A 24,289-nucleotide genomic window follows, 5' to 3' on the forward strand; every position below is an offset into this window, starting at 1 on the left:
TGGCACCTCGCCCCAGCCACCACATAGCGACGAGGGGCCATCCGGCCTCCGGCCGGACAGCCCCTCAACAAGATCTTCATCAGTCTTCTAGGGCCTGTCCGGCGGATCATGCCGCAGACGCGGGGTGTGGCACGCCCATCCGCGGCGTTGTCGTCGGTCGCCGACGCTCCGCGTCGACTCCCTCCTCCGCCTTGCAGCCGGACGCACCAAGCCCCGCTCACCAGCACTGATCGGGCACCGTCGGTTTCCTGCGCCATGATCCGCCGGACAGGCCCTAGACTCCCCCAGTGACGCGTGACATGGCACAGCAGCCCCAGGGGCCGGAACAGGACGCGGAGGCCCCGGCACTCCCCCGGCTGGGCGGCAGGCGCAGCAGCTACCGGGAGCGGGTCGCCGACGCGCTGCGGGCCGCCCTGGTCGCGGGCGAACTGCGCCCCGGCGAGGTGTACTCGGCCCCCTCCCTGGCCGCCCGCTTCGGCGTCTCGGCGACACCTGTCCGCGAGGCGATGCTCGACCTGGCCAAGGAGGGCCTGGTCGACGCGGTCCCCAACAAGGGTTTCCGGGTCACCGCCGTCTCCGACCGGCAGCTCGACGAGTACACGCACATCCGCGCGCTCATCGAGATCCCCACCGTGACGGCCCTGACCGGCACCGCCGACCGGGCTTCGCTGGAAGCGCTGCGCCCTGCCGCCCGGGAGATCGTCGCCGCCGCCGCGGCGGGCGACCTCATCGCCTACGTCGAGGCCGACACCCGCTTCCACCTCGGCCTGCTCGCCCTCGCCGGCAACGCCCACCTCGTCGAGGTGGTCGCCGGCCTGCGGGGACGCTCCCGCCTGTACGGCCTGACCGCACTGGCACAGGCGGGCCGCCTGCTGGCCTCGGCCGAGGAGCACCTGGAACTCCTGGACGCGTTGGTGGACGGCGACGAGAAGGCCGTGCGGGAGATCATGACCCGTCATCTGGGGCATGTCCGGGGCCTGTGGGCCGCCCGGACCGGCGGCGGCATGTGAGAGCCCCCGCATGACAAAGGGTCCCCGCGGACTTCCGTCCGCGAGGACCCTCGCACCGTCGGGACGACAGGATTTGAACCTGCGACCCCTTGACCCCCAGTCAAGTGCGCTACCAAGCTGCGCCACGTCCCGGTGCCACGCGGTGTTCCCGCGCGATCACGCAGGTCAACCCTACCGCACGCGGGTGGGTGCCGGTGCCGGGCGCCGCGCGAGCGGACCGATGGGGCGGATGCCGGCGTTCATGCCGGTCGCGGCGCCGTCTCGCGGTCATGCGGACTGTCCGCCCGCTCCCGCCCGCCGCGACCGCCGCCCCGTGCACCCTGGTCACTTGATGATCGCGTTCGCCACCACCACGATCACCCCGATCAGCGCGTCCCCGACGCCGGTGGCCACCGCCACGGCCCCGCCGCGTCCCGCCCACTTGGCCGAGAGCAGGCCCAGGACGAACAACAGGGCGACGTTGAAGGAGAACGCCGAGTACTCGACGCTCCCCGTGGGCCACCAGCCCCAGCCCGCCCCCGCGAGGATCAGGGCACTGGGCAGCATGGCCACGACCAGCGGCCACTCGGCGGCGAGGGCGCGCAGGGCCTGCCCACGCCGACGGGGGCCGCGCTCGGCGATGTAGTGGGCGTAGCCGTGCGCCAGGGCGGAGGCCAGAGCGGTCACCACCAGCCAGGCGGCGTCGTAGCGCCGGTCGTCCCGTGAGGTGTGCCCGTACTCGGTGAGCGCCGCCAGCACGGCGCTGGCCACCACGGCGCCGTAGACACCGCCGAAGAGCAGCATGGACCGGCGGTCGCGCGCGGGCCGCCCGGGCACGGTCTCCGTGGTGTCCGTCATGGCTGCTCTCTTCGGGGGCTTACAGATGCGGCGCTCTCCATGATCACCCGGCCCGGCGCGCCCCGCCACCTCACTCCACCGTGTACGCGATCAGCCGGTGACGGAGGGGGGTGCCGCCGCCGTCCCCCGGATCCGCAGCGTCGGCACGGCCAGGTGGACGCTGCCCTCTCCCCCGCGCCCGTCGAGGCGGTCCAGGAGGCAGCGGGCGGCGCGGCGGCCGACCTCGTGCGGGGCGGTGTCGACGGTGGTCAGCCAGACGTGGCGGAGCCGGGCGATGCTGGTGTTGTCGTAGCCGGTCACCGACACGTCCCCCGGCACCCGCAGCCCCAGTTCCCCAGCGGCCGAGAGCGCGCCGACGGAGGCGATGTCGTTCACGGCGAGGAGGGCGGTGGGCCGCTCCGGGCGGCTGAGGAGCCGTACGGCGGCGCGGTAGCCGCCCTCCTCGGTCATGTCGCCGGGTTCCACCACGGCCTGCCCGGCCAGGCCGTGCGCCCGCATCGCCGCCTCGAAGCCGCGCCGGCGCAGCTCGCCGACGGCGCCGTACCCGGCGAGGTGCGCGATGCGGCGGTGGCCGAGCCCGATCAGGTGCTCGGTGACCAGCCGGGCGCCGTGCTCGTCGTCGCCGGCCACGATGTCCACGCCGGGCGGCACCGGCTCGCGGGCACCCGCGACGACCACCGGCAGGCGCTCGGCGACCGTGCCGACGACGGCCTGTTCGGGCAGGGTGCCGACGACCACCAGGCCGTCCACGCCCAGGTCCAGGAAAGGGCCGGTCAGGTCGTGGCCGGTGCGGCGGTTGAGGCGGGCGTCGGCGAGCAGCATGTGCAGGCCGGCCGCGTGCAGGAGCGAGTTCAGGCCGTCGAGGAGGTCGACGAACCAGGGGTTGCGCAGGTCGTTGAGCAGCACGCCGACCGTGCGCGTGCGCTGCTCGCTCAGGCTGCGGGCGGCGGCGTTCGGCCGGTAGCCCAGCTCCCGCACGGCCCGCAGCACGGCCTCCCGCTTCTCGGGGCGCACCTGGCCGGAGCCGCGCAGCACCAGGGAGACCAGGGACTTGGATACCCCGGCGCGTTCGGCCACGTCGCGGATGGTCGGCGCTTTCATGTCATGGACCGTTCCACGAGCCGTTCCGGATTGTCAAAGGGTTGACACCTGCCGGAACTCTGCACAGGGTGGGCTGGACAGAAGGTGGACCGGTCCAAAGAAGGGCTGTCATGGTGGATTCGCTCGGCGTCGCGGTCATCGGGTTCGGCTGGATGGGCCGGGTGCACACCCGGGCGTACGCCCGCGTCCGCCATCACTACCCGCGGCTGGCCCTCCGTCCGCAGCTGGTGACCGTCGCCGAGGAGGTGCCGGGCCGGGCCGAGGAGGCCGCCGAACAGTTCGGCTTCGCCTCGGCCACCCGCGACTGGCGCGAGGTGGCCGCCGACCCGCGCGTACAGGCGGTCAGCATCACCGCCCCGAACTTCCTGCACCGGGAGATCGGCGTGGCGATGGCCGAGGCGGGCAAGCACGTCTGGATCGAGAAGCCGGTGGGCCTGACGGCCGATGACGCCCGGGCGGTGGCCGACGCGGTGGCCAAGGCGGGTGTGCGCAGCGCCGTGGGCTTCAACTACCGCAACGCGCCCGCCGTGGAGACGGCCCGCGGCCTGATCGCGTCCGGCGGGATCGGCACGGTCACCCACGCCCGCATCCGTCTGTTCAGCGACTACGCCGCCCACCCCGAGGGCGCCCTGACCTGGCGGTACGAGCGGGAGCGCGGCGGCAGCGGGGTGCTGGGCGATCTGGCCTCGCACGGCGTGGACCTGGCTCGTCACCTGCTCGGCGACATCGCGTCCCTGACCGCCGAAACGGCGGTCTTTGTACCCGAGCGGGCCCGCCCCACCGGCGCCACGGCGGGCCACGCCCGGGCGACGGGCGGCGATGTCGGGCCGGTGGAGAACGAGGACTACGTCAGCTGCCTGCTGCGCTTCGCCTCCGGCGCCCGCGGCGTCCTGGAGGCCTGCCGGGTGTCGGTCGGCGAGCAGAACACCTACGGCTTCGAGGTGCACGGCACCAAGGGCGCGGTGTTCTGGGACTTCCGCAGGATGAACGAGCTGGGTGTCAGCCGCGGCACGACCTACCAGGACCAGCCCGTCAGCACGGTCTACGCCGGCCCGGGCGACGGCGAGTTCGGGGCGTTCCAGCCGGGCGCGGCCAACGCCATGGGATACGACGACCTGAAGGTGATCGAGGCCGCCCGGTTCCTGCGCTCGATCGCGGAGGGCAAGCCGTACGGCGCGACGCTCACGGACGCCGTGCACAGTGCGCAGGCACTGGACGCGATGGCGCGGTCGGCTCAGAGCGGCTCCTGGGTGGACGTCCAGGGACCCTGACGGTCCGGGCTCGCGGACAGACGTCGGACGCCGGCGACCAGGGCGTCGATCACCGGCTGCGGGGGTTCGTCGGGCACGCCGTCCCGCTTCACCGGACCGGCGGTCCGCGCCGGCAGGGGGAGTTCCACCTGTACTCCCCCTCGGCGGGTCAGGTTGACCGGGTTCCTCGGATGCAGCCCGCGCAGGGCGGCCGGTATCGCCGCGAGGTCCGTGACGGCCCGGAAGCCGGGGGCGAAGGTGCTCAGCTCCTGCGCGAGGACGAGCGCCGCGTCCCGGTTGCCGCCGCCCAGGAACACCGTGCGGGCGGCCTGGGGCCGCATGTGGCCGTGCAGGGAGACCGTGAGGGAGACACCGGACAGGAACTCGCCGAGGAGCGCGCAGTGGTCCACGGCCATGCGGGGGGACGGGATGTGCACGGGCCGCCGTGTCCCCGGCTGGGTGAAGACGAGGCTGGTGGCGCCGCAGCGGCCGGCCACGATGTCCGCGAGTTCGGCCGTGCCCCCCTCGTTGCCGCCGTGCAGGGCCAGCAGTCCGATGCCGCTGCCTCGGACGAGGGTCGCGACCAGGGGCACGCCCTCGATCTGAAGGTGTTCGGTCCGCTCGGCGCGCGTCATTCCGCCCCTCTCCGGTTCGCCGTCTGCACGGGCATGTTGTACGGCGTGACGACCTGGATCGCCGACGGCAGGGTCGGCCCCGCGGGCGGCAGGGCACCGTGGGCGCGCATCACCAGGTGGCAGGCCTCACGCAGGTCCTGGCGCAGGTCGTGGTGGAGCACGGCGGACAGGCGGTGCTCGCGCAGCAGGCGGGTGTTGTCGTGGTCGAGGTCGTGCGCCACGAACACGGCGCACTCGCGGCCGAGGTCCGCGAAGGCCCGCAGAGTGGCGATGTTGCCGCCGCCGATCGAGTACACCGCGCGGATCTCCGGGTCCTTCTCCAGGGCGGCCCGCACCAGGTCGTACTGCGTGGCGTCCAGCCCCTGCCCCTCGGCGATCTCCACCAGCGCGCGCTGCGGGTGCCGGGCCCGCATGACACTGCGGAAGCCCATCTCCCGCCCCTCCTCGTTGCGGAAGAAGCCGCTGCTGAGGCTGGTGAGGACGTTGCCGGGCCGGTCGCCGAGCCACTGGCCCACAAGGTACGCGGCCGTGGCCCCGGCCGCCCGGTTGTCGATGCCGACGTAGCCGAGCCGGCCGCCGGCGGGCACGTCGGTGACCAGGGTGACGACCGGGACCCCGGCCGCGACCAGTCGGCCGACGGCGGCGGTGACCTCGGGGAGGTCCGGGGCCTTGAGGATGACGCCCTGCGAGCCGCGCCGGGCGATGCGGTCCAGGGTGCCGACCAGCTCCCGCGCCGGCCCGGTCTCCCTGAAGTGGAAGCGGGAGCGCAGCACGGCCGGGTGCAGCGCCGGCAGTTCGGCCTCCAGGGCGGCGCGCACGGCCGTACTGAACCGCTCGGGCGCCTGCATCACGATGTCCACCATGAAGGTCCGGCCGACCAGCCGGACCTGGGTGCGCTGCCGGTCCAGGTCCGCGATGGCCCGCCGTACCTCCTGCGCGGTGCTCTCCCGCACCCCTCCCCTGCCGTTCAGCACGCGGTCCACCGTGGCCTCGCTGAGACCGGCCTGACGTGCGATCTCGCGGATCGGGAAGGGGTGGCCCATGGCGGGGTCTCCTTGGCTCCTTGAGGGGTTTTTGATGGCCGCGTGCTCGTTGTTCGAGGGATTTGTACTGACAAGAATGGCAGGGCCACGTCGTTTCCGGGACCGAGTCGCTCCCGTGATCGAAAGAAGGACACCGACGTGCCCGACCGAAGGGAGGACGCGACCCAGCGGGCCTTCCGTGGTCTGGTCCTGACTGAGCCGGGTGGAATCAAGCCCGTCCGGCGATCGAGGACGGGCCCGAAGGGCGATCGAGGTCCGGGGCGGAGCCCCGGCAACGGACAGCAACACCACACACAGGAAAGCAGCAGAGCGTATGCGCATCGGAATCCTCGGCCTCGGCCGCATCGGCGCCTTCCACGCCGAGACCCTCTCCGGGCTCGACGCCGTCGAGTCCCTCGTCGTCGCCGACCCGTTCGCGGACGCGGCCAAGGCCGCCGCCGAGCGGTTCGGGGCCGAGGTCGCGGACTCGCCCGAGGCGCTCCTCGCGGCCGGCGTGGACGGGCTCGTGGTGGCCGCGGCGACCGACGCCCACCCCGCGCTGATCCTGGCCGGCGTCGAGGCCGGCGTCCCCGTCTTCTGCGAGAAGCCCGTCGCCCGCACCATGCGGGAGGGCGTGGAGGTGCTCAAGGCCGTCGAGGGCAGCGACGTCCCCCTCCAGATCGGCTACAACCGCCGCTTCGACACCGGGTTCGTGGCCGCCCGGGCCGCCGTCCAGCGGGGCGAGCTGGGCAAGCTGCACACCGTACGGTCGACGACGCTGGACCCGGCGCCGCCGCCGGCCGCGTACATCGCCGCCTCGGGGGGCATCTTCCGGGACTGTTCCGTGCACGACTTCGACATCATCCGCTGGGTGACCGGCCGCGAGGTGACCGAGGTGTACGCGGTGGGCGGCAACCGGGGCGCCGGCTACATCGAGGAGGCGGGCGACGCCGACACCACCGGCGCGATCCTCACCCTGGACGACGGCACGATCGCGGTGGTCTCCAACAGCCGCCACAATGCCCGGGGTTACGACGTCCGTATGGAACTGCACGGCTTCACCGACTCCATCGCCGTGGGCCTGGACGACCAGTTGCCGCTGCGCTCGGTCGAGCCCGGCGTGACCTTCCCCTCCGGCACGCCGCACGACTTCTTCATGGACCGCTTCACGGACGCCTACCGCGCCGAACTCACCGCGTTCACCGAGGTCGTGGCCGGTACCCGGCCGTCCCCGTGCACGATCGCCGACGCGCTGGAGGCCGGCTGGATCGCGGAGGCCTGCACGCTGTCGCTGCACGAGCACCGGCCGGTGACGATCGAGGAGGTCCGGGGCGTCGCCTGAGCGACCCTCACAGGCAGTAACGCACCAGCCACTCGTCCGGATCGTAGGCGTCCCGCGCCGGATCCGGCAGGGTGGCCGGTCGTTCCTCCACCGTGTGCTCGGGGCGCACCCGCTGCGGCAGCGTCCCGAACCGGGCACGGCGCACAGCGGCCTCGGCGGTGTGCTGTGTGCCCTCGTCCCTCGACTCGCCGTTCATCCGGTCCTCCCCGTCACGGTGTCCGCACACCTGTCACCCTCTCCAACGTCCTCACCGCGCCGCCGGTTCCGCGGGCAGGTTGAAAACGTGGTCCGGAGACACAATCTTCGTGATCGCGTCCCCGAACAGGGTGCTGGGCTCGGCCCCCTTGTAGTTGATGTCGGTGTTCAGCACGACGACGAGGGTGGCCTGCGCCGACGGCAGGTAGATGGTGAGGGACTCGTAGCCGGGCAGGGAGCCGTTGTGGCCGATCCAGCCCTGGACGTCGAAGATGCCGAGGCCGTACCCGGCGCCCGGGATGGGCGTCGCGGGGGTGATGAGGCGTTGCTTCTGGGTGGCGGCGCTGATCAGCCGGGAACCGTCCGGCAGTTGGCCCGTGGCCACCGTGCGCGCCCACACGCGCAGGTCCTCCAGGTCGGAGATCATCGCGCCGGCCGCCCAGCCCCAGGAGGGGTTCCAGTCGGCCGAGTCCTCGACCCTGCCGGTCGCGGTCTGGTCGGTGTAGCCCTGCGGGTGCGGCTCGGGGAACTCGTTGCCGGCCGGGAAGAGGGTGTGCCTGAGGCCGGCGGGGACGAGGACGTGGTGCTGGATGTAGTCCGCCAGCGACTGGCCGCTCATCCTCTCGACGACCAGGCCGAGCAGGATCAGGTTGGTGTTGCTGTAGAAGAACTTCTCCCCCGGCGGGAACAGCACGGGGTGCCTGAAGGCGTAGCCGAGCAGTTGCCGCGGCGTGAACGGCCGCTGCGGATCGGACGTGAGCGCCTTGAAGAAGCCGTCGTCCTCGGAGTAGTTGAACAGCCCGCTGCGCATGCCGGCCAGCTCGCGCAGGGTGATCCTGTCGCCGTTCGGCACGCCGTCGACGTACGTGCCGATCGTGTCGTCCAGCCCCACCTTGCCCTGGTCGACGAGCTGCAGCAGCGCCGTCACGGTGAACGTCTTGGTCTCGCTGCCGATCCGCGTGTACAGGCCGGGGGACATCCGCCGGCCGGTGTCCTTGTCGGCGACGCCGAAGGACCGCACGTAGTGGCCCTTGTCGGGTGTCCACAGGCCGACGGTGACCCCAGGGACGTTCGCCTCGCGCATCACGCCCCGCACCGCCGCGTCGAGCTGCCGCTGCACGGCGGGCGTGAGCTCGCGGACGTCGTTGCCGGAGGGGGTGGGCGAGGGCGGTACGGGGGCGGTGGAGACGGCCGACGGCGGCGGCGCGGCGGCCCAGCCCGCGGCCGGTACCACCAGCATGCCCACCGCGGTGGCGGCGACGGCCCCCCTGCGCAGTCGTGCTGACGTGTGCGGCATGGGCGTGCTCCCGACGTCGGCTAACCCCAGCATAGGAGCGCCCGCGCGGCACCGCCTGTCGGCGGTGCCGCGCGGACGCTCCTCCCGGAACCCGGGGTCGGTCAGGCGCTGGTTCAGGCCCCGCACGACCTCAGGAACTGCCGCGTGCGCACCGCGATGGGCAGTGGCTTGTCCGGCTCGCACGGGTACATGTCCTGCTCGACGATGGCGAACAGCTCCACGCCGAGCTTCTGGGCGGCGGTCAGTACGGGCTCCAACGCGGGCACCCCGGACGGCGGTTCGCACATCACCCCGCGCTGCACCGCCGGACCGAACGGCACCTCGTTGCGCACGACGTCGGCCAGGATCTCCGGGTCGACCTGCTTGAGGTGGAGGTAGCCGATGCGTTCGCCGTAGGTCTCGATCAGCTTGACGCTGTCACCGCCGCAGTAGGCGTAGTGGCCGGTGTCCAGGCAGAGGTTGACCAGTTCGGAGTCGGTGGAGTCGAGGAAGCGCTCGACGTGGTCCTCGGTGTCGAGGTGGGTGTCGGCGTGCGGGTGGACGACGATGTCGAGGCCGTACGTCTCCTTCACCTCGTGCCCGAGGCGTTCCATGCCCTTGGTGAGGTGCGCCCACTGCCCGACCGTCAGCTCCGGCGGCTCGAGGATCTCGGCCGTCTTGTCGTCCCGCCAGAAGGAGGGGATGACGACGAGGTGCCGCGCGCCCATGGCCTGGGTGAGCGCGGCGACCTGGCTGACGTGGTCCCAGGTGGACTCCCAGACGGACGGGCCGCGGTGCATGCCGGTGAAGACCGTGCCCGCCGACACCTTCAGGTTCCGCTGCCCCAACTCGTCGGTGAGCCGGGCCGGGTCGGTGGGCAGATAGCCGTACGGGCCCAGCTCGATCCACGAGTAGCCGGCCTCGGCGACCTCGTCCAGGAAGCGCTGCCAGGGCACCTGCCGCGGGTCGTCGGGGAACCAGACGCCCCAGGAGTCGGGGGCCGAGCCCACCCGGATGCGGTCGAGGGCGTTGACCATGGTTCAGGGGGTCCCTTCGGGAGAGGCCGCCACGGGCGCGGTGAGGTCCTGCTCTTCGGGCAGTTCTTCCACGTCGACACCGCGGACCTGGGACAGCTCGTGCTTGAGTGCCGCGAGTTCGGCGCCGCCGGCCATGTGGTTGGTGAGTTCCTCGAGGCTGACCTCGCTGCGGTCGGCGGACAGTTCCATGGTGCCCAGGCGCAGCACGCTGAAGTGGTCGCCGACCATGTAGGCGTGGTGGGGGTTGTGGGTGATGAAGATGACGCCGAGGCCGCGGTCACGGGCGGCGGCGATGTACTTCAGCACCACGCCGGACTGCTTGACGCCGAGGGCGGCGGTGGGCTCGTCGAGGATGAGGACGCGGGCGCCGAAGTAGACGGCGCGGGCGATGGCCACGCACTGGCGCTGGCCGCCCGACAGGGTGCCGATGGGCTGTTCCAGGTCGTCCAGGACGATGCCCATGTTGCGCAGTTCTTCGTCCGCGGTCTTCTTCATGCGGTCGATGTCGAGGCGGCGGACCGGCCAGGGGCCCTTGGTCATCTCCGAGCCGAGGAAGAAGTTGCGCCACACCGGCATCAGCGGGACGGTGGCGAGGTCCTGGTAGACGGTGGCGATGCCCTTGTCGAGGGCCTCACGCGGGGTGGAGAAGCGCACCGGGTTGCCGTCGACGAGGAAGTCGCCCTCGGTGTGCTGGTGCAGCCCCGAGATGATCTTGATGAGGGTGGACTTGCCGGCGCCGTTGTCGCCCAGCACGCAGGTCACCCGCCTGGGGTGGACCTGGATGTCGACGCCGTGCAGGGCACGGATGTTGCCGTAGGACTTGCCGGCGCCGCGGAGTTCCACGATCGGCCCGTCCTCGGCGGGCACGGTGTCCTGGAGGACGGCGCCGTGGGTTCCGGTTCCGTTGGCTGTCATCGGGTCTACCTCCGGGTCGCCGTGCGCTGGACCCACAGATTGATCAGGACGGCGCCGAGGAGCATCACGCCGAGGAAGGCCTTGAACCAGTCGGGGTTCCAGCCCGCGTAGACGATGCCCTGGTTCACCATGCCGAACATGAAGGCACCGAAGACGGGGCCGATGGCGGAGCCGTAGCCGCCGGTGAGCAGGCAGCCGCCGATCACGGCCGCGGAGATGTAGATCAGCTCCTGCCCGACGCCCTCGCCGGACTGCACGGTGTTGAAGGAGAACAGCTGGTGCATGCCGACGAACCAGGCGCCGAAGCCGACGGTCATGAACAGGGTGATCTTGGTGAAGTTCACCGGGACACCGACCGCCCGCGCGGAGTCCTTGTTGCCGCCGACCGCGAAGATCCAGTTGCCGTACTTGGTGCGCAGCAGCACCCAGGTGGCGATGGCGGCGAAGACCAGCCACCACACCACCGTGATCTTCACCTGGACGCCGCCGACGTCGAAGGACGAGGCGAAGAGCTTCCTCGCCCGGCCGAAGCCGTCCATGTCGCTGATGTCGTCGGTCGCCACGTTGCCGGTGACCAGTTTGGTCACCGCGAGGTTGACGCCCTGCAGGATCAGGAAGGTGCCCAGGGTCACCAGGAAGCTCGGCAGCCCGGTGCGCACCACCATCCAGCCGTTCAAGGCGCCGATGCCCAGCGAGACGATCAGCGCGACGATCACGCCCATCCACACGTTCATCGTCAGCTGGTAGCTGAGCATGCTCGCGGTCAGCGCCGAGCTGATCACGGCGACACCGGACGACAGGTCGAACTCGCCGCCGATCATCAGCAGGGCGACCGGCAGGGCCATGATCCCGATGGTCGACGACTGGTAGAGGACCGTCGCCATCGAGCTGCCCTGGCGGACCGAGGGCGCCGCGATCAGGAAGAAGATCAGCACGGCCACGGCGCCGAGGAAGACGCCCACCTCGGGCCGGGCCAGCAGCCGGAGCGCCAGGGGGCGCTCGGCGGTGCGTCCGTCGGTCTTCCTGGGGCCGGGACCCGGCGGTGCGGTCACCGCCGGGTCAGCCTGCTGGGTCATGCTCATCACCGGGTGCCCTTCGCGGCGAACCGGGCGATGGTGTCGACGTTGGACTTGTCGACGAAGGCCGGTCCGGTCAGCACCGGCTGCTCGCCGCCGCCGCTGTAGTTGCCGTTGTTCTTGTAGAGCCACAGGGAGTCGATCGCCAGGTAGCCCTGCAGGTAGGGCTGCTGGTCGACGGCGAACTGGATGGTGCCCTTCTTGATGGCGCTGGTCAGTTCCTTGTTCAGGTCGAAGGTGGCGACCTTGGCCTTGCTGCCCGCCTCGTCCACCGACTGCACGGCGGTCAGCGCGTAGGGGGCGCCCAGGGTGACCAGGTAGTCGATGGCGGAGTCCTGCTTGAGCTTGGCGGTGATCGTCGACTTCACGGACGGCATGTCGGTGCCGTTCACGTACAGCGTCTCAGTCGTGCCGGAGAACGTCTTCTTCACGCCGTCGCAGCGCTGGGTGAGGCCGATGTTGCCCTGCTCCTGGACCACGCAGACGGCCTTCTTGGCGCCGGCCTGGTTCAGCCGCTTGCCGAGCGCCTCGCCGGCCACGCCCTCGTCCTGTCCGAAGAACTCGGTCAGGCCGAGCTTCTTCCAGTCACTGACGCCCGAGTTGAGGCCGACCACGGGTATCTTCGCGGCGGCCGCCTTGCTGATGACGTCCTTCATGGCGTCGGGCTTGGCGAGCGTGACGGCGATGCCGTCGACCTTCTGGTCGACGGCGTTCTGCACCAGGCTGGCCTGGTTGCCGGCGTTCGGGTCGTGCGAGTAGACGAGATCGATGTTGTCCTTGGCGGCGGCGGCCTCAGCACCCTTGCGGACGATGTCCCAGAAGGTGTCGCCGGGCGCCTGGTGGGTCACGAGCGCGACCGTCATACGGGGGGTCGTGGCCTTGCCCGCGGAGGCGTTCGACCCTCCCTCTTCGGCCTTCTTCCCTCCCGAACTGCTGGAGCAGCCGGCGAGGGTCAGTGCTGCCACGGCGGCCACGGCCACGACAGGGGCCAGTCTGCGGGAGCGGGAGTGGGAAGAGCGGTCCATTTTTCCAGCACCTCACTGTGCGACGAGGGGAAAGGACGCTGTTGCGCTGGGACGGGATCCAAGTCCCTGGCGAGCCTGCTGTCAATACTTTGTTAGGACATCATTTCACGAGCTAGTCAGAATGTAAGTACAAACCATTGACAGTCCTGCTGTCCGCACCTACACCTGAGGGGCATGAGCCACTCGAGTCAGTCAACATGCCGCCTGACGGTCGCGCAGGCGCTGGTGCGGTTCCTGTCCGTCCAGTACACCGAACGCGACAGCGTGCGGCACCGGTTGATCGCCGGCACCTGGGGCATCTTCGGTCACGGCAACGTCGCCGGGATCGGGCAGGCGCTTCTGGAGTACGGCGACCGGATGCCCTACCACCAGGGTCGCAACGAGCAGGCCATGGTGCACGCGGCCGTCGGACACGCCCGGCAGCTCAATCGCCTCTCCGCGCAGGCGGTGACGACGTCCATCGGGCCGGGCGCCACCAACCTCGTCACCGGGGCGGCCCTCGCCACCGTCAGCCGTCTGCCCGTCCTCCTCCTGCCCGGCGACTACTTCGCCACCCGCGCCGCGGCGCTGGGAGCAGGTCGTGGAGGCCGCCTACCGGGCCGCCGACGAGAACGCCGTGCCGACCCAGACGCAGGTGCTGGGCGCCCTGGACGCGGTGGCCGGCGACGACGACGTGGTGATCAACGCGGCGGGCTCGCTCCCCGGCGACCTGCACAAGCTGTGGCGGGCCCGCTCTCCGCGCCAGTACCACCTGGAGTACGGCTACTCGTGCATGGGCTACGAGATCCCGGCCGGCATCGGCGTCCAGCAGGCGGCCCCGGACGCCGTCGTCTGGTCCCTCGTCGGCGACGGCACGTACCTGATGATGCCGACCGAGATCGTCACGGCCGTCCAGGAGCGGCTGCCGGTCAAGCTCGTCCTGATCCAGAACCACGGATACGCCTCCATCGGCGCCCTGTCGGAGTCGGTGGGCGGCGAGCGGTTCGGCACCGCGTACCGCCACCGGGCCCCGGACGGCACCTTCACGGGCGCCCCGCTGCCCGTGGACCTCGCCGCCAACGCCGCGAGCCTCGGCATGGACGTACTGCGTGCCAGGACCGTCCGCGAGCTGCGCGAGGCGCTCGGCACGGCCCGCGCCGCCGGCCGGCCGACCTGCGTGTACGTGGAGACCGACCCGACGCCCACCGCTCCGGCGGCCGAGGCCTGGTGGGACGTGCCGGTCGCCGGGACCGCCTCCCGCGAGGCCGCCGTACGGGCCCGCGAGGACTACGACCGGCGGGTCGCGGACCGTCGCCGGCACCTCTGAACTCCCCCCACCCCGAAGGAGGTCTCCCGATGGCGAGGACCGGTGACCGCGCCCGTCCCGTGACCGTCTCCGCGCTCGACCGCGTCGACTTCGCCCTGGACCGGACGAGTCCGGTGCCGCTGTACCACCAGCTCGCGCAGCAACTGGAGGCGGCGATCGAGCACGGGGCGCTCGCCCCGGGCAACCTGCTGGGCAACGAGATCGACCTGTCCGTCCGGCTGGGCCTGTCCCGGCCGACGGTCAGACAGGCGATCCAGTCCCTGGTGGACAAGGGGCTGCTGGTGCGCCGCCGGGGCGTCGGCACACAGGTCGTACACAGCCAGGTCAAGCGGCCCCTGGAGCTCAGCAGTCTCTACGACGACCTGGAGTCGGCCGGGCAGGACCCGACCACGCGGGTGCTGCGCAACGAGCGCGTCCCGGCGACCGCGGACGTCGCCGCCGCGCTCGGCGTGGCCGAGGGCGGCGAGGTCACGATCCTGGAACGGCTGCGCTTCACACACGGCCAACCGGTGGCGTTCCTGTGCAACTACCTGCCCGCCACCCTGCTCGAACTCGACAGCGGCCGACTGGAGTCGACCGGTCTGTACCGGATGATGCGCTCAGCCGGGATCACCCTGCACAGCGCCCGGCAGACCATCGGCGCCCGCCGCGCCACCGCCGAGGAGGCCGTCCGGCTCGACGAGAAGGAGGGCGCGGCCCTGCTCACCATGCAGCGCACGGCGTACGACGACACGGGTCGCCCGGTCGAGTACGGGTCGCACGTCTACCGGGCGTCGCGGTACGCCTTCGACTTCCAGCTGCTGGTCAGGCCGTGACTGTCACTTTGTGAACGAAGTCGCTGGTGGCCGTGTCGATTACGTTTCGGGCAAGAGACGCACGAGACGGACGGAAGCTATTGACGCATGAGCGGACATGGGGCTGTTATTACGCCCACGATGTTCGGTCGAGTTGGTTTCTGATCGGTTTCGAGCACCTTTCGGAGGCCGGCTCTCCCCTTGTCCGAGCCCTGCCTTCTCAGGAGCCGCCATGCGCCACTCCCCGTCCGGTCTGTCCGTTCCGGGCCCCAGCCGCCGTTCCCTGCTCCGCGGAGTAGGCGGAGCCGCCCTCCTCACCGGCGCCGGCGTACCCCTGCTGTCCGCCTGTGGCGGCAGCGGCTCGTCCTCCGACCCGAAGACCGTCACCCTCGGCTCCAACTCCTCGGACGCGGTGCCGAAGAAGGCGTTCGCCCAGATCTACGCGGCCTTCACCAAGCAGTCCGGCATCAAGGTCGACGTCAACACCAAGGACCACAACACCTTCCAGGAGCAGATCAACTCCTACCTGCAGGGCACGCCGGACGACGTCTTCACCTGGTTCGCCGGCTACCGCATGCAGTTCTTCGCGGCGAAGGGCCTGGCCAGCGCTATCGACGACGTGTGGGCGAAGATCGGGGACAACTTCCCCGACGCCATGAAGAAGCTCAGCAGGGGCGAGGACGGCAAGTACTACTTCGTGCCGCTGTACACATACCCGTGGGCGGTCTTCTACCGCAAGAGCGTCTTCAGGCAGCACGGCTACGAAGTACCCACCAACTGGGACCAGTTGGTCGCCCTCGCCAAGCAGATGAAGAAGGACGGCCTGGTCCCGATCGCCTTCGGCGACAAGGACGCCTGGCCGGCGATGGGCACCTTCGACCAGATCAACTTCCGCCTCAACGGCTACGACTTCCACACGTCCCTGATGGCGGGCAAGGAGTCGTGGACCGACGCCAAGGTGAAGGCCGTCTTCGACCACTGGGCGGAGCTACTGCCCTACCACCAGGACGGCGCCGTCGGCCGTACCTGGCAGGACGCGGCGCAGACCCTGGTGTCGAAGAAGGCCGGCATGTACGTGCTGGGCTCCTTCGTGGCGCAGCAGTTCACGAACAAGGCCGACCTGGACGACCTGGACTTCTTCGCCTTCCCGGAGATCAACTCGTCGTACGGCCAGGACACCGTCGAGGCCCCCACCGACGGCTTCATGGTCAGCAGGAGCCCGAAGAACCACGCGGGCGTCGTCAAGCTGATGGAGTACCTGGGCACCCCCGAGGCCGAGGCCGTCTACCTCAAGGCCGACTCGAGCGTGGTGGCCGCCTCCAGCAAGGCGGACACCTCCTCGTACACGGCGCTGCAGAAGAAGGCGTACACGATGATCAGCGAGGCCAAGAGCCTCACCCAGTTCATGGACCGCGACAGCCGGCCCGACTTCACCTCGACGGTGATGCAGCCCGCGCTGCAGAAGTTCATCCGTGACCCCAAGGGCGTCGACAGCATCCTGTCGTCCGTCGAGCGCCAGAAGAAGACGATTTTCGCCTCCTCATGACCACCGACACCCCCACGAAGTCCCCGGAGGCGGCTCCCGAGCGGCCTTCGGGGACCGCATCCGCCAAGAAGCGGGTCGCGCAGGGCCACCGGCGCCTGCTCACCCGCCGTGACCGCGTCACGCTCGCCCTCATGGCGGGCGTGCCGACGATTCTGCACGTCGCCCTGGTGTGGCTGACGGCCCTGGCCTCGATCGCGCTGGCCTTCACCACCTGGGACGGCATCGGCTTCGGCTCGATCAAGTGGGTCGGGCTGCAGAACTTCAAGGACCTGTTCACCGGCAATCCGCAGTTCTGGCCGGCCGTCGAGCACAACGTCATCTGGTTCGTCGTGCTCATCCTGATACCGACCCCGCTCGGTCTCTTCCTGGCCGTCCAACTGGACAAGAAGATCCGCTTCAGCCGCGTCTACCAGACGGCGTTCTTCCTCCCGGTCGTGGTGTCGCTGGCGGTCACCGGCTTCGTCTGGCAGCTCGTCTACAACCCCGACACGGGCCTGATCAACAGCCTCGCCGGGGCCAACAAGCCCGGCCACTACATCGACTGGATCGGCGACCCGCACCTCAACCTGTGGGCCGTCCTGGTCGCCGCCTCCTGGCGGCACACCGGCTACATGATGATCCTTTACCTGGCCGGTCTGAAGGGCGTCGACCCGTCCCTCAGGGAGGCCTCGGCGCTGGACGGCGCCAACGAGTGGCAGACGTTCAAGAACGTCGTCTTCCCGACGCTGCGGCCCACCAACACCGTCGTCCTGGTCGTCACCATCATCGAGGCCCTGCGCGCCTTCGACCTGGTGTTCGTCTTCAACAAGGGCGCCCAGGGCACCGAGTTGCTGTCCATCCTGGTGACGAACAACATCATCGGAGAGTCGAGCCGGATCGGATACGGATCGGCGATCGCCGTCGTCCTGCTGGTGATCTCCCTCGCGGTGATCATCCCGTACCTGATCGCCACCTTCCGGAAGGAGCGGCGCGCATGAGCACCCCCACCGCCGCGCCCGGCAAGCAGCGCACCCCCGTCCGCCCGGCGAGGGTGCTGCTGCACGTGTTCCTCGTCGTCACCTCGCTGGCCTGGCTCGGCCCGCTGCTGTGGGCGCTGTTCGCGGCCCTGCGGCCGTACTCGGAGACCAGCGCCGAGGGCTACGTCTCCTGGCCGGACAAGCTGAGCTTCGACAACTTCACGAACGCTTTCCAGCAGTCCGACATGATGCACTACTTCGGCAACACGCTGCTGATCGCGGTGCCGGCCGTACTGCTGACGCTGCTGCTGTCGTCGATGGTCGCGTTCTACGTCAGCCGCTTCGACTTCCGGCTCAACCTGTTCCTGCTGCTGGTGTTCACGGCCGGCAACCTGCTGCCGCAGCAGGTCATCATCACCCCGCTGTACCGCATGTACCTGCTCGTGAACCTGCCCGGCATCACGGTCAGCGGCAAGCTGTACGACTCCGCCCTCGGCCTGGTACTCATCCACATGGCGTTCCAGTCCGGGTTCTGCTCCTTCGTGCTGAGCAACTACATGCGGATGCTGCCGCACGAGCTGACCGAGGCCGCGCTGGTCGACGGCGCGTCCGTGTGGCGGATGTACTGGCAGATCGTGCTGCCGCTGTGCAAGCCGGCGATGGCGGCCCTGGCGACGCTGTTGTCCATCTGGATCTACAACGACTTCTTCTGGGCCATCGTGCTGATCTCGACCGGCGAGAACATGCCGATCACCTCGGCGCTGAACAACCTGTCCGGGCAGTACTTCACTGACCCCAACCTGGTCGCCGCGGGCGCCCTGCTCACCGCGATCCCGACGCTGATCGTGTACTTCGTGCTGCAGCGCCAGTTCGTGAGCGGTCTGACGCTGGGCGCCAACAAGGGCTGAGGCCCCTGTTTCCGTGAAAGGGATCCCCGAGCACCACCCCTGCACCCCGGTCGCCTCGGCCCTCGTGGACCGGCGCACCGCGCGCGTCCACGAGGAGGGCCGGCAGTCCTGGAGCCCCAACCTGCGCGGGCGCCGAGATCCCGGTCCCGGTGGGCGCCACCGAGCTCCTCACCGGCAAGGAGACCGCGGGCTCGGTCACGCCGGCCCGGGTGACGTCGCGGTCGTGCGGGAGCCGCGCGCGGAGGGCTAGGGGGCGCTGGGCTCGGGCCTGTCGAACAGGGCCCAGGTGAACAGGGTGACCGGGCGCCGGCGGTGTTCGCCGTCCACCGTGATGTCGACGGCCTCGTTGTAGAAGGCGAGGAGCCCCCTGACCGCTCCCACCGCGGGCAGGGGGTCCGGGTAGCTCCAGACGATGTTGCCCGGCACGTCCGCGTCGGCCCGCCAGGACCAGTACTCGGCGACGCCCTTGTACGGGCACCTGCTGCTGTGGCCGGTGGGCTCCAGCAGGTCGAGGCGGACGTCCTCGCGGGGGAGGTAGAACCGCGTGGGCAGCCCGGTCTCGAACAGCAGTACCGGGCGCCGGGTGTCCGCCGCCACCGTGCCGTCGATCTCGACCACGACGTGGCGGCTGCTGGGCAGGGCGTCGACGCGTTTGTGCGGATCACGGGGGTGGACGAAGATCTCTTCCTCCTCCTCGTACCAGTGATCGAGGCCCGGGCCCTTGTTCTGGAACCAGGCGAAGGTGATGTGCCCGGCGAGTTCGCGGCCGGGGTACGTCCAGGCCGCGTTCCGCAGCAGGTCCCCGCCGGCGTCGAGGTCGTAGAAGACCCGCGACCCGGCATGGGCGCCGGTCGGGGGGTGCGCCGCCGGGCGGAGGAGGTCCTCGCGCACCTCCTCGCGCGGGAAGGCGTACTGCGGTACGGGCAGTCCGGGCTCCCACACGAGTACGGGATGCCGGCTGTCCACGACGGTGACCTCGCCCTTCACCCCGCGCACCCAGCGGTCGCTGGACTCCCACAGGAAGCCCTCCCGGGTGGTGCGGACGGAATGGGCGGTAGGAAGTGTGGTCATGACCCGCTCCTTGGGCTCTTGAAGGAGCCTACGTCGGCGGCGGGCCGGCAGCGCGCTCAGTGCGCGGCGTCCAGGCGGGCCCGCTGCTCCTCGCTGGGTTCCAGGTCCACGGCGGCGAGGTTCTCCTCCAGCTGGGCCACCGACGAGGCCCCGGCGAGCGGGACGACCGGCAGCGGACCGCCCAGCTGCCAGGCCAGCACCGCCTGGCCCGGGGTCGCGCCGGTCTCGCGGGCCACGTCCTTCAGGGCCGCGAGCCGGGCGGGGGTGCCGGGGTGGTCGTAGCCGGGCGGCAGCGGCTTCTCCGGGCGGGTGTAGGCGCCCTTCAGGAGCGGCGAGTAGGCGACCAGGGTCAGGTCCGGCTCGGCGCGCAGGTAGTCGATCAGCTGTGCGTCGGCGCCGCCGAGGCTGCCGTCCGGGAAGAGGTCGCCCGGTACGTCGGTGCGAGGCCTGAGGAAGCTGTGCTCGTACTGGAGCACCTCATAGCCGGGCAGGCCCGCCGCGGCGGCAAGGGCACGGGCCCGCTCCACCCGCCACACGGCGTGGTTGATCCGCCAGGCCGCCGCCCTCGTGGGTGCGGGTGGCGGGACCGTAGGCGGCGGCGCAGAAGCTGAGGCGGGGGAAGCGGAACTGCCGGGTCAGCAGCGCGGTTTCGCGCTCGGTGTCGTACAGCAGCAGGGTGACGCCGTTGCCGCGGTGGCCCCTCTCTGCCACCCCGGGCCGGTCCCCGTGATCACGGACGACACGGGTGATCGCGCGGGTGCCGGTGCTCTCGGTGACGGGGATGCCGAGGACGTCGGCGCCGGGCGCCGAAACAGCGAAAAGGCCGCATCGGGATACCCGATACGGCCTCTCGGCCAACTGCTCCAGCAGTCGGGACGACAGGATTTGAACCTGCGACCCCTTGACCCCCAGTCAAGTGCGCTACCAAGCTGCGCCACGTCCCGGTGCGCCCATCCACGGTGAGCCGTGTGATCGCGCGGACAGCACTTTACCGTACGCCGGGGGGTCGGCCGAAGGGGGCGCCCGGGCCGGGGGAGAATCGGGCGTATGGGCAGCAGCCGGGACCGGGACAGTGAGGGGCGGGCGCGGAACGCGCGCCCGCGGGACGGGCTGGGGCGGCCCCTGCCGTACGGCGCGCAGGGGGTGTCACGGCAGCCCGAGGGGGTGGTGCGGACCCCGGAGGAGACCGTCGGTGAGGCGCAGGCGCTGCTGGCGGCGGGCAAGCCGTTCCACGCGCACGAGGTCTTCGAGGACGCCTGGAAGTCGGGTCCGCACAGTGAGCGCGCGCTGTGGCGGGGGCTGGCGCAGCTGGCCGTGGGGCTCACGCACGCGGCCCGGGGGAACGCGGCCGGCGGGGCGCGGCTGCTCAGGCGCGGGGCGGCCGCCGTCGAGGAGTGGGCGGCCGGCAGCGGGGAGCGGCAGCCGTACGGCATCGATCTCGCCGGGGTCGTCGGCTGGGCGTCGGAGCTGGCCGAGGCCGTGGAACGGGGCGGTGGACCGGTCGACGCGCGGGCGCGGGCGCCTCGGCTGCGGGGCGCCGGGCCGTCGTAGCGGCGCGTGCGGAGGCGGTGCACGCACGGTCAGTGGCATGCGGCAGACTCGGGGGCGTGCGAAAGATTCATGTCATCGGTATCGGCGCGGGCGACCCCGACCAGCTGACCCTGCAGGCGGTCAAGGCTCTGCGGGACACGGACGTGTTCTTCCTTCTCGAGAAGGGTGAGGTGAAGTCGGACCTCACCCGGCTGCGCCGGGACATGCTCGACGCACACATGCCGGACGGGTCGTACCGGCTCGTCGAGGCCCGGGACCCGGAACGGGACCGGAGCGCGGGCGGCGCCGCGTACTCCCCCGCCGTCGGGGACTGGCGCAGTGCCCGTGCCGGCATCTACGAGCGGCTGATCGGCGAGGAGCTGGGCGACGGCCAGACCGGTGCCTTTCTGGTGTGGGGGGACCCCGCGCTGTACGACAGCACGCTCGGGATCCTGGAAGAGGTTCTGGAGCGGGGCAACGTGGCCTTCGAGTACGACGTCGTGCCCGGCATCAGCAGCGTCTCGGCGCTGGTCGCCCGGCACCGCACGGGGCTGAACCGGGTCGCCCGGCCGGTGCAGATCACCACCGGGCGGCGGCTGGCCGAAGGCTTTCCGGAGGGCGTGGACGACGTGGTGGTGATGCTCGACGTCCACCAGACCTTCCGGCAGTACGCGGGCGACGACATCGACATCTACTGGGGCGCCTACATCGGCACCCCGGACGAGATCCTCGTCTCCGGTCCGATCGCCGAGGCCGCCCCCCGCATCGAGCGCCTGCGGGCGCAGGCCCGGGAGCGCAAGGGCTGGATCATGGACACGTATCTGCTGCGCCGGCATCGGCGGGAGTGAGGCACGGCTCGCCCGGACACTCGTGCGGCCCGTTCCCTCGCGGGTGCGCGGTCGACCGGCTGCGGGCCTCGGTCACGGCCGGCTGGGGCCCAGCCGCTCCAGCCCGTCCAGCCGCGCGAGTACGGCCGCCACGTCGGGCAGCGCGGTCACGCCCTCCGGCAGCGGGGGTCGTCGTACGACGACCACGGGCAGCCCGAGTTCACGCGCGGCCGTCAGTTTGGCGGCCGTCGCCTCTCCCCCGCTGTCCTTGGTCACCAGTACGTCGACGCGGTGGCCGCGCAGCAGATCCCGTTCGCCGGCGACCGTGAACGGGCCGCGGGCCAGCAGGATCTCGGCGTCGGGCGGCATCGGCGGCTCGGGGGGCTCCACCGACCGTACGAGGAAGTGCAGGCCGGTCAGGTGCGCGAAGGCCGCGAGGCCCAGGCGGCCGGTGGTGAGGAAGACCCGGCGGCCCAGGACGGGCAGCGCGTCGGCCGCCGCGCCGAGTGAGGGCACCGGGTGCCAGCGGTCGCCGGGGGCGGGCCGCCAGCCCGGGCGCCGCAGGACCACCAGTTCGAGCCCGGTCGCCGCCGTGGCCCGCGCCGCGTGGGCGGTGATACCGGCGGCGAAGGGGTGGGTGGCGTCGACGACGGCGTCCACGTGATGCTCACGGAGCCAGTCCGCAAGCCCCTGCGCCCCGCCGAAACCGCCGATGCGCACCTCCCCGTCCACGTTGCCGGGCCGGGCCACCCGTCCGGCCAGGGACGTGGTGACCCGCAGGCCGCCACGCGCGGTCAGCGCGGCGGCCAGCCGACGGGCCTCCGTGCTGCCGCCGAGGACGAGGACGTGCGGGGCCGTGGCGTGCGGAGCCGAGGCGTGCGCGGACATGGCGTCAGCGTACGGGGGCCTGCCGGCCGGATGACCGCCAGGTCGATGTCGTACGGGCCGGTCCGCCCGCCGGATCGCTATCGTCCAGGCATGGAATCCCTGCGTGCCCTGCTGATCGACATCGACGGAGTGCTCACCGTGTCGTGGGAACCGCTGCCGGGTGCGGTGGAGGCGCTGCGGGAGATCCGGGAGGCGGGGCTCGCCGTGGCGCTGGTGACCAACACGACCTCCCGGACCAGGGCCTCGATCGCCGAGACGCTCTCGGGCGCCGGTTTCCCCGTGACCGCCGAGGACGTCCTCACCGCGCCCGCGGTCACCGCCGCCCACCTCGCCGAGCACCACCCCGGGGCGCGCTGCTCGCTGCTGAACAGCGGCGACATCGGGGAGGACCTGGAGGGGGTGGAGCTGGTCGACGAAGGCGCCGGGGACAGCGGTGACGCCGAGGACGCCGGCGGTTCCGGCACCGCCCCGGACGTCGTCATCGTCGGCGGCGCCGGACCGGAGTTCGGCTACGCGGCGCTCAACCGGGCCTTCGGGCACCTCCAGCGCGGGGCGCGGCTGGTCGCCATGCACCGCAACCTGTACTGGCGGACCGCCGCCGGGCTGCAGCTGGACTCCGGGGCCTTCCTGCTGGGGCTGGAGCGGGCCGCGCGGGTCGAGGCTGAGGTCACCGGCAAGCCGTCACCGGCGTTCTTCGAAGCGGCGCTGGGACGTCTGGGCGTGGGCGCGGACCGGGCGCTGATGGTCGGCGACGACATCGAGTCGGACGTGCTCGCGGCCCAGCGTGCCGGGATCACCGGCGTGCTGGTGAAGACCGGCAAGTACCTGCCCGAGACGCACGCGCAGGCGAACGGCACGCCGGACCATGTTCTGGACTCGTTCGCGGACCTGCCCGCGCTTCTGGGGCTACCGCAGTAGCAGCTGGACGCCGCCCGCGATCGTCGCCGCGATCACCAGTGCTCGAACAGCCGCTGGTTGATCCTGTTCACAGCCCATGTGCCGACGAGGGCACCCGGCACGACGAACACGGCGAGCGCCGCGTCGAGGAGCAGCGAGCGGCCGTCGATCAGGCCGAGGCCGGCGCTGAAGGGCACCTTGGACACGTTCACGATCAGGAAGAAGAACGCCGAGGTTCCCAGGAAGCCCAGCTTCCTGAAGCCCGCGGACAGCAGGTACAGCGACATCACCGGGCCGCCCGCGTTGGCGACCATCGTGGTGAAGCCGCCGAGAACGCCGTACGAGCGGGCCTTGACCCGGCCCGCCCGGGTGCCGACCGAATCCGGCTCCTCCTCCGTCTCGGCCCGCTGCCGCCGCCACAGCGTGACCGCGGCCATCAGCAGCAGGATCGCACCGATCGAGGTCCGTACGATTCCGTCGTCGGCCCGCATCAGGAACAGCGTGCCGATGACCACCCCGGCCGCCACCGCCGGGAACAGCCGCCACAGGGTGGGCCAGTGGGCGTGGCGCCGGTAGGTGAGGACGGCCAGCACGTCACCCGCGATCAGGACCGGCAGCAGCACGCCGGTGGAGGCGCGGGCGGGCAGCACCGCCGCGAAGACGGCGAGGCTGACGGTGTTGGCCCCGCTGACGGCGGTCTTGGAGAAGCCGACGAGCAGCGCCGCGAAGGCGAGCGCGGCGAACCCCCACCCGGAAATGTGCCAGAGCGTCATCGTGTTCATGCCGGGCCGATGCTATGTGCATGCATCTGGCGCCGTAAGCACCGTCTCGCCAGATGGCCCCGG

22 protein-coding genes, 2 tRNA genes and 3 pseudogenes are annotated in these 24,289 nt (G+C 71.3%); 11 read left to right on the forward strand and 16 right to left on the reverse strand.

Going from position 1 to position 24,289, the window contains the following annotated elements:
- The first annotated feature begins 299 nt into the window (after positions 1-299).
- The gene (locus ACIBBH_RS09530; RefSeq protein ID WP_399404024.1) at positions 300-1,010 is read left to right on the forward strand and encodes a GntR family transcriptional regulator; all 711 of its coding nucleotides are present in this window, start codon (positions 300-302) and stop codon (positions 1,008-1,010) included.
- 58 nt (positions 1,011-1,068) lie between these two features.
- Here the strand turns inward: ACIBBH_RS09530 and ACIBBH_RS09535 are convergent.
- From ACIBBH_RS09535 to ACIBBH_RS09545, 3 genes are all read right to left on the reverse strand, one after another.
- Positions 1,069-1,142: transfer RNA gene (locus tag ACIBBH_RS09535), tRNA-Pro, on the reverse strand.
- A 192-nt stretch (positions 1,143-1,334) separates the two neighbouring features.
- Positions 1,335-1,847, reverse strand: coding sequence for a hypothetical protein (locus ACIBBH_RS09540; RefSeq protein WP_399403669.1), 513 nt, complete (start codon positions 1,845-1,847; stop codon positions 1,335-1,337).
- 90 nt (positions 1,848-1,937) lie between these two features.
- Positions 1,938-2,948, reverse strand: a complete 1,011-nt coding sequence (locus tag ACIBBH_RS09545) for a LacI family DNA-binding transcriptional regulator (RefSeq protein ID WP_399403671.1) — start codon at positions 2,946-2,948, stop codon at positions 1,938-1,940.
- 110 nt (positions 2,949-3,058) lie between these two features.
- On the opposite strand from ACIBBH_RS09545, the gene ACIBBH_RS09550 reads away from it, so the two are divergent.
- Positions 3,059-4,219: a Gfo/Idh/MocA family protein gene (locus ACIBBH_RS09550; protein WP_399403673.1), complete on the forward strand. Its 1,161-nt coding sequence runs from the start codon at positions 3,059-3,061 to the stop codon at positions 4,217-4,219.
- On the opposite strand, the gene ACIBBH_RS09555 is transcribed toward ACIBBH_RS09550, so the two are convergent.
- Both ACIBBH_RS09555 and ACIBBH_RS09560 read right to left on the reverse strand, forming a co-directional pair.
- Positions 4,183-4,833: a poly-gamma-glutamate hydrolase family protein gene (locus tag ACIBBH_RS09555; RefSeq protein ID WP_399403675.1), complete on the reverse strand. Its 651-nt coding sequence runs from the start codon at positions 4,831-4,833 to the stop codon at positions 4,183-4,185. The two genes, ACIBBH_RS09550 and ACIBBH_RS09555, sit on opposite strands and share 37 nt — an antisense overlap.
- Positions 4,830-5,876: a LacI family DNA-binding transcriptional regulator gene (locus ACIBBH_RS09560; RefSeq protein WP_399403677.1), complete on the reverse strand. Its 1,047-nt coding sequence runs from the start codon at positions 5,874-5,876 to the stop codon at positions 4,830-4,832. Before ACIBBH_RS09560 ends, ACIBBH_RS09555 begins: the two co-directional genes overlap by 4 nt.
- A gap of 313 nt (positions 5,877-6,189) precedes the next feature.
- On the opposite strand from ACIBBH_RS09560, the gene ACIBBH_RS09565 reads away from it, so the two are divergent.
- Positions 6,190-7,197: a Gfo/Idh/MocA family oxidoreductase gene (locus ACIBBH_RS09565; protein ID WP_399403679.1), complete on the forward strand. Its 1,008-nt coding sequence runs from the start codon at positions 6,190-6,192 to the stop codon at positions 7,195-7,197.
- 7 nt (positions 7,198-7,204) lie between these two features.
- Here the strand turns inward: ACIBBH_RS09565 and ACIBBH_RS09570 are convergent, their stop codons facing one another.
- The 6 genes from ACIBBH_RS09570 to ACIBBH_RS09595 all read right to left on the reverse strand — a co-directional run bounded on the left by ACIBBH_RS09570 (position 7,205) and on the right by ACIBBH_RS09595 (position 12,721).
- The gene (locus ACIBBH_RS09570; protein ID WP_399403681.1) at positions 7,205-7,393 is read right to left on the reverse strand and encodes a hypothetical protein; all 189 of its coding nucleotides are present in this window, start codon (positions 7,391-7,393) and stop codon (positions 7,205-7,207) included.
- A 51-nt stretch (positions 7,394-7,444) separates the two neighbouring features.
- Positions 7,445-8,689 (reverse strand): serine hydrolase domain-containing protein, encoded by a 1,245-nt coding sequence (locus ACIBBH_RS09575; protein WP_399403683.1) that lies wholly within the window; start codon positions 8,687-8,689, stop codon positions 7,445-7,447.
- 113 nt (positions 8,690-8,802) lie between these two features.
- Entirely contained in the window at positions 8,803-9,705 is a 903-nt protein-coding gene (locus tag ACIBBH_RS09580) for a sugar phosphate isomerase/epimerase family protein (RefSeq protein WP_399403685.1), read from the reverse strand.
- A gap of 3 nt (positions 9,706-9,708) precedes the next feature.
- Positions 9,709-10,620, reverse strand: coding sequence for an ATP-binding cassette domain-containing protein (locus ACIBBH_RS09585; RefSeq protein ID WP_399403687.1), 912 nt, complete (start codon positions 10,618-10,620; stop codon positions 9,709-9,711).
- A gap of 5 nt (positions 10,621-10,625) precedes the next feature.
- Complete coding sequence (locus tag ACIBBH_RS09590; protein WP_399403689.1) at positions 10,626-11,702, reverse strand: ABC transporter permease; 1,077 nt, start codon at positions 11,700-11,702, stop codon at positions 10,626-10,628.
- On the reverse strand, positions 11,702-12,721 hold the full coding sequence (locus ACIBBH_RS09595; RefSeq protein ID WP_399403691.1) for a sugar ABC transporter substrate-binding protein: 1,020 nt from the start codon (positions 12,719-12,721) through the stop codon (positions 11,702-11,704). The genes ACIBBH_RS09590 and ACIBBH_RS09595 overlap by 1 nt, the downstream gene beginning before the upstream one ends.
- A 174-nt stretch (positions 12,722-12,895) precedes the next feature.
- On the opposite strand from ACIBBH_RS09595, the pseudogene ACIBBH_RS09600 reads away from it, so the two are divergent.
- The 5 genes and pseudogenes from ACIBBH_RS09600 to ACIBBH_RS09620 all read left to right on the forward strand — a co-directional run bounded on the left by ACIBBH_RS09600 (position 12,896) and on the right by ACIBBH_RS09620 (position 18,231).
- Positions 12,896-14,027: pseudogene (locus ACIBBH_RS09600) on the forward strand (thiamine pyrophosphate-dependent enzyme).
- A 29-nt stretch (positions 14,028-14,056) separates the two neighbouring features.
- Positions 14,057-14,842 carry a GntR family transcriptional regulator gene (locus ACIBBH_RS09605; RefSeq protein WP_399403693.1) on the forward strand — a complete coding sequence of 262 codons (786 nt, stop codon included), beginning with the start codon at positions 14,057-14,059 and terminating at the stop codon, positions 14,840-14,842.
- Between the two features lie 211 nt (positions 14,843-15,053).
- Positions 15,054-16,367, forward strand: coding sequence for an ABC transporter substrate-binding protein (locus ACIBBH_RS09610; protein WP_399403694.1), 1,314 nt, complete (start codon positions 15,054-15,056; stop codon positions 16,365-16,367).
- Positions 16,364-17,344, forward strand: a complete 981-nt coding sequence (locus ACIBBH_RS09615; protein ID WP_399403695.1) for a carbohydrate ABC transporter permease — start codon at positions 16,364-16,366, stop codon at positions 17,342-17,344. Before ACIBBH_RS09610 ends, ACIBBH_RS09615 begins: the two co-directional genes overlap by 4 nt.
- Positions 17,341-18,231 carry a carbohydrate ABC transporter permease gene (locus ACIBBH_RS09620; protein WP_399403696.1) on the forward strand — a complete coding sequence of 297 codons (891 nt, stop codon included), beginning with the start codon at positions 17,341-17,343 and terminating at the stop codon, positions 18,229-18,231. Before ACIBBH_RS09615 ends, ACIBBH_RS09620 begins: the two co-directional genes overlap by 4 nt.
- A gap of 246 nt (positions 18,232-18,477) precedes the next feature.
- Here the strand turns inward: ACIBBH_RS09620 and ACIBBH_RS09625 are convergent, their stop codons facing one another.
- From ACIBBH_RS09625 to ACIBBH_RS09635, 3 genes and pseudogenes are all read right to left on the reverse strand, one after another.
- Positions 18,478-19,302 (reverse strand): DUF427 domain-containing protein, encoded by an 825-nt coding sequence (locus ACIBBH_RS09625; protein WP_399403697.1) that lies wholly within the window; start codon positions 19,300-19,302, stop codon positions 18,478-18,480.
- 56 nt (positions 19,303-19,358) lie between these two features.
- Positions 19,359-19,847, reverse strand: a pseudogene (locus ACIBBH_RS09630) (aldo/keto reductase); the annotation flags it as partial.
- Positions 19,848-20,172: 325 nt separating this feature from the next.
- Positions 20,173-20,246, reverse strand: a tRNA-Pro gene (locus tag ACIBBH_RS09635).
- Positions 20,247-20,349: 103 nt separating this feature from the next.
- On the opposite strand from ACIBBH_RS09635, the gene ACIBBH_RS09640 reads away from it, so the two are divergent.
- Positions 20,350-20,853, forward strand: coding sequence for a DUF309 domain-containing protein (locus ACIBBH_RS09640; protein ID WP_399403698.1), 504 nt, complete (start codon positions 20,350-20,352; stop codon positions 20,851-20,853).
- Between the two features lie 56 nt (positions 20,854-20,909).
- Positions 20,910-21,680, forward strand: coding sequence for a precorrin-6A synthase (deacetylating) (gene cobF / locus ACIBBH_RS09645; RefSeq protein ID WP_399403699.1), 771 nt, complete (start codon positions 20,910-20,912; stop codon positions 21,678-21,680).
- Positions 21,681-21,752: 72 nt separating this feature from the next.
- Here the strand turns inward: cobF and ACIBBH_RS09650 are convergent, their stop codons facing one another.
- On the reverse strand, positions 21,753-22,547 hold the full coding sequence (locus tag ACIBBH_RS09650) for a cobalt-precorrin-6A reductase (protein WP_399403700.1): 795 nt from the start codon (positions 22,545-22,547) through the stop codon (positions 21,753-21,755).
- A 90-nt stretch (positions 22,548-22,637) separates the two neighbouring features.
- On the opposite strand from ACIBBH_RS09650, the gene ACIBBH_RS09655 reads away from it, so the two are divergent.
- A complete protein-coding gene (locus ACIBBH_RS09655) occupies positions 22,638-23,465 on the forward strand; it encodes an HAD-IIA family hydrolase (RefSeq protein WP_399403701.1) in 828 nt (275 codons plus the stop codon).
- On the opposite strand, the pseudogene ACIBBH_RS09660 reads toward ACIBBH_RS09655, so the two are convergent.
- A pseudogene (locus ACIBBH_RS09660) lies at positions 23,454-24,226 on the reverse strand (sulfite exporter TauE/SafE family protein). The gene ACIBBH_RS09655 and the pseudogene ACIBBH_RS09660 overlap by 12 nt on opposite strands.
- Positions 24,227-24,289 lie beyond the last annotated feature (63 nt).

The sequence above is a fragment of the Streptomyces sp. NPDC051636 genome (assembly GCF_044453765.1).
Classification (GTDB): Bacteria; Actinomycetota; Actinomycetes; order Streptomycetales; family Streptomycetaceae; genus Streptomyces.

What these genes read in the sequence shown, in the direction of transcription:
- ACIBBH_RS09625 (WP_399403697.1), bottom strand. Translation starts at nt 19,302, where the DNA reads ATGACCACACTTCCTACCGCCCATTCCGTCCGCACCACCCGGGAGGGC.
- ACIBBH_RS09595 (WP_399403691.1), bottom strand. Translation starts at nt 12,721, where the DNA reads ATGGACCGCTCTTCCCACTCCCGCTCCCGCAGACTGGCCCCTGTCGTG.
- ACIBBH_RS09560 (WP_399403677.1), bottom strand. Translation starts at nt 5,876, where the DNA reads ATGGGCCACCCCTTCCCGATCCGCGAGATCGCACGTCAGGCCGGTCTC.
- ACIBBH_RS09565 (WP_399403679.1), top strand. Translation starts at nt 6,190, where the DNA reads ATGCGCATCGGAATCCTCGGCCTCGGCCGCATCGGCGCCTTCCACGCC.
- ACIBBH_RS09605 (WP_399403693.1), top strand. Translation starts at nt 14,057, where the DNA reads ATGGCGAGGACCGGTGACCGCGCCCGTCCCGTGACCGTCTCCGCGCTC.
- ACIBBH_RS09570 (WP_399403681.1), bottom strand. Translation starts at nt 7,393, where the DNA reads ATGAACGGCGAGTCGAGGGACGAGGGCACACAGCACACCGCCGAGGCC.
- ACIBBH_RS09655 (WP_399403701.1), top strand. Translation starts at nt 22,638, where the DNA reads ATGGAATCCCTGCGTGCCCTGCTGATCGACATCGACGGAGTGCTCACC.
- ACIBBH_RS09530 (WP_399404024.1), top strand. Translation starts at nt 300, where the DNA reads ATGGCACAGCAGCCCCAGGGGCCGGAACAGGACGCGGAGGCCCCGGCA.
- ACIBBH_RS09650 (WP_399403700.1), bottom strand. Translation starts at nt 22,547, where the DNA reads ATGTCCGCGCACGCCTCGGCTCCGCACGCCACGGCCCCGCACGTCCTC.
- ACIBBH_RS09585 (WP_399403687.1), bottom strand. Translation starts at nt 10,620, where the DNA reads ATGACAGCCAACGGAACCGGAACCCACGGCGCCGTCCTCCAGGACACC.
- ACIBBH_RS09615 (WP_399403695.1), top strand. Translation starts at nt 16,364, where the DNA reads ATGACCACCGACACCCCCACGAAGTCCCCGGAGGCGGCTCCCGAGCGG.
- ACIBBH_RS09575 (WP_399403683.1), bottom strand. Translation starts at nt 8,689, where the DNA reads ATGCCGCACACGTCAGCACGACTGCGCAGGGGGGCCGTCGCCGCCACC.
- ACIBBH_RS09620 (WP_399403696.1), top strand. Translation starts at nt 17,341, where the DNA reads ATGAGCACCCCCACCGCCGCGCCCGGCAAGCAGCGCACCCCCGTCCGC.
- ACIBBH_RS09640 (WP_399403698.1), top strand. Translation starts at nt 20,350, where the DNA reads ATGGGCAGCAGCCGGGACCGGGACAGTGAGGGGCGGGCGCGGAACGCG.
- ACIBBH_RS09580 (WP_399403685.1), bottom strand. Translation starts at nt 9,705, where the DNA reads ATGGTCAACGCCCTCGACCGCATCCGGGTGGGCTCGGCCCCCGACTCC.
- ACIBBH_RS09610 (WP_399403694.1), top strand. Translation starts at nt 15,054, where the DNA reads ATGCGCCACTCCCCGTCCGGTCTGTCCGTTCCGGGCCCCAGCCGCCGT.
- ACIBBH_RS09550 (WP_399403673.1), top strand. Translation starts at nt 3,059, where the DNA reads ATGGTGGATTCGCTCGGCGTCGCGGTCATCGGGTTCGGCTGGATGGGC.
- ACIBBH_RS09590 (WP_399403689.1), bottom strand. Translation starts at nt 11,702, where the DNA reads ATGAGCATGACCCAGCAGGCTGACCCGGCGGTGACCGCACCGCCGGGT.
- ACIBBH_RS09545 (WP_399403671.1), bottom strand. Translation starts at nt 2,948, where the DNA reads ATGAAAGCGCCGACCATCCGCGACGTGGCCGAACGCGCCGGGGTATCC.
- ACIBBH_RS09540 (WP_399403669.1), bottom strand. Translation starts at nt 1,847, where the DNA reads ATGACGGACACCACGGAGACCGTGCCCGGGCGGCCCGCGCGCGACCGC.
- ACIBBH_RS09555 (WP_399403675.1), bottom strand. Translation starts at nt 4,833, where the DNA reads ATGACGCGCGCCGAGCGGACCGAACACCTTCAGATCGAGGGCGTGCCC.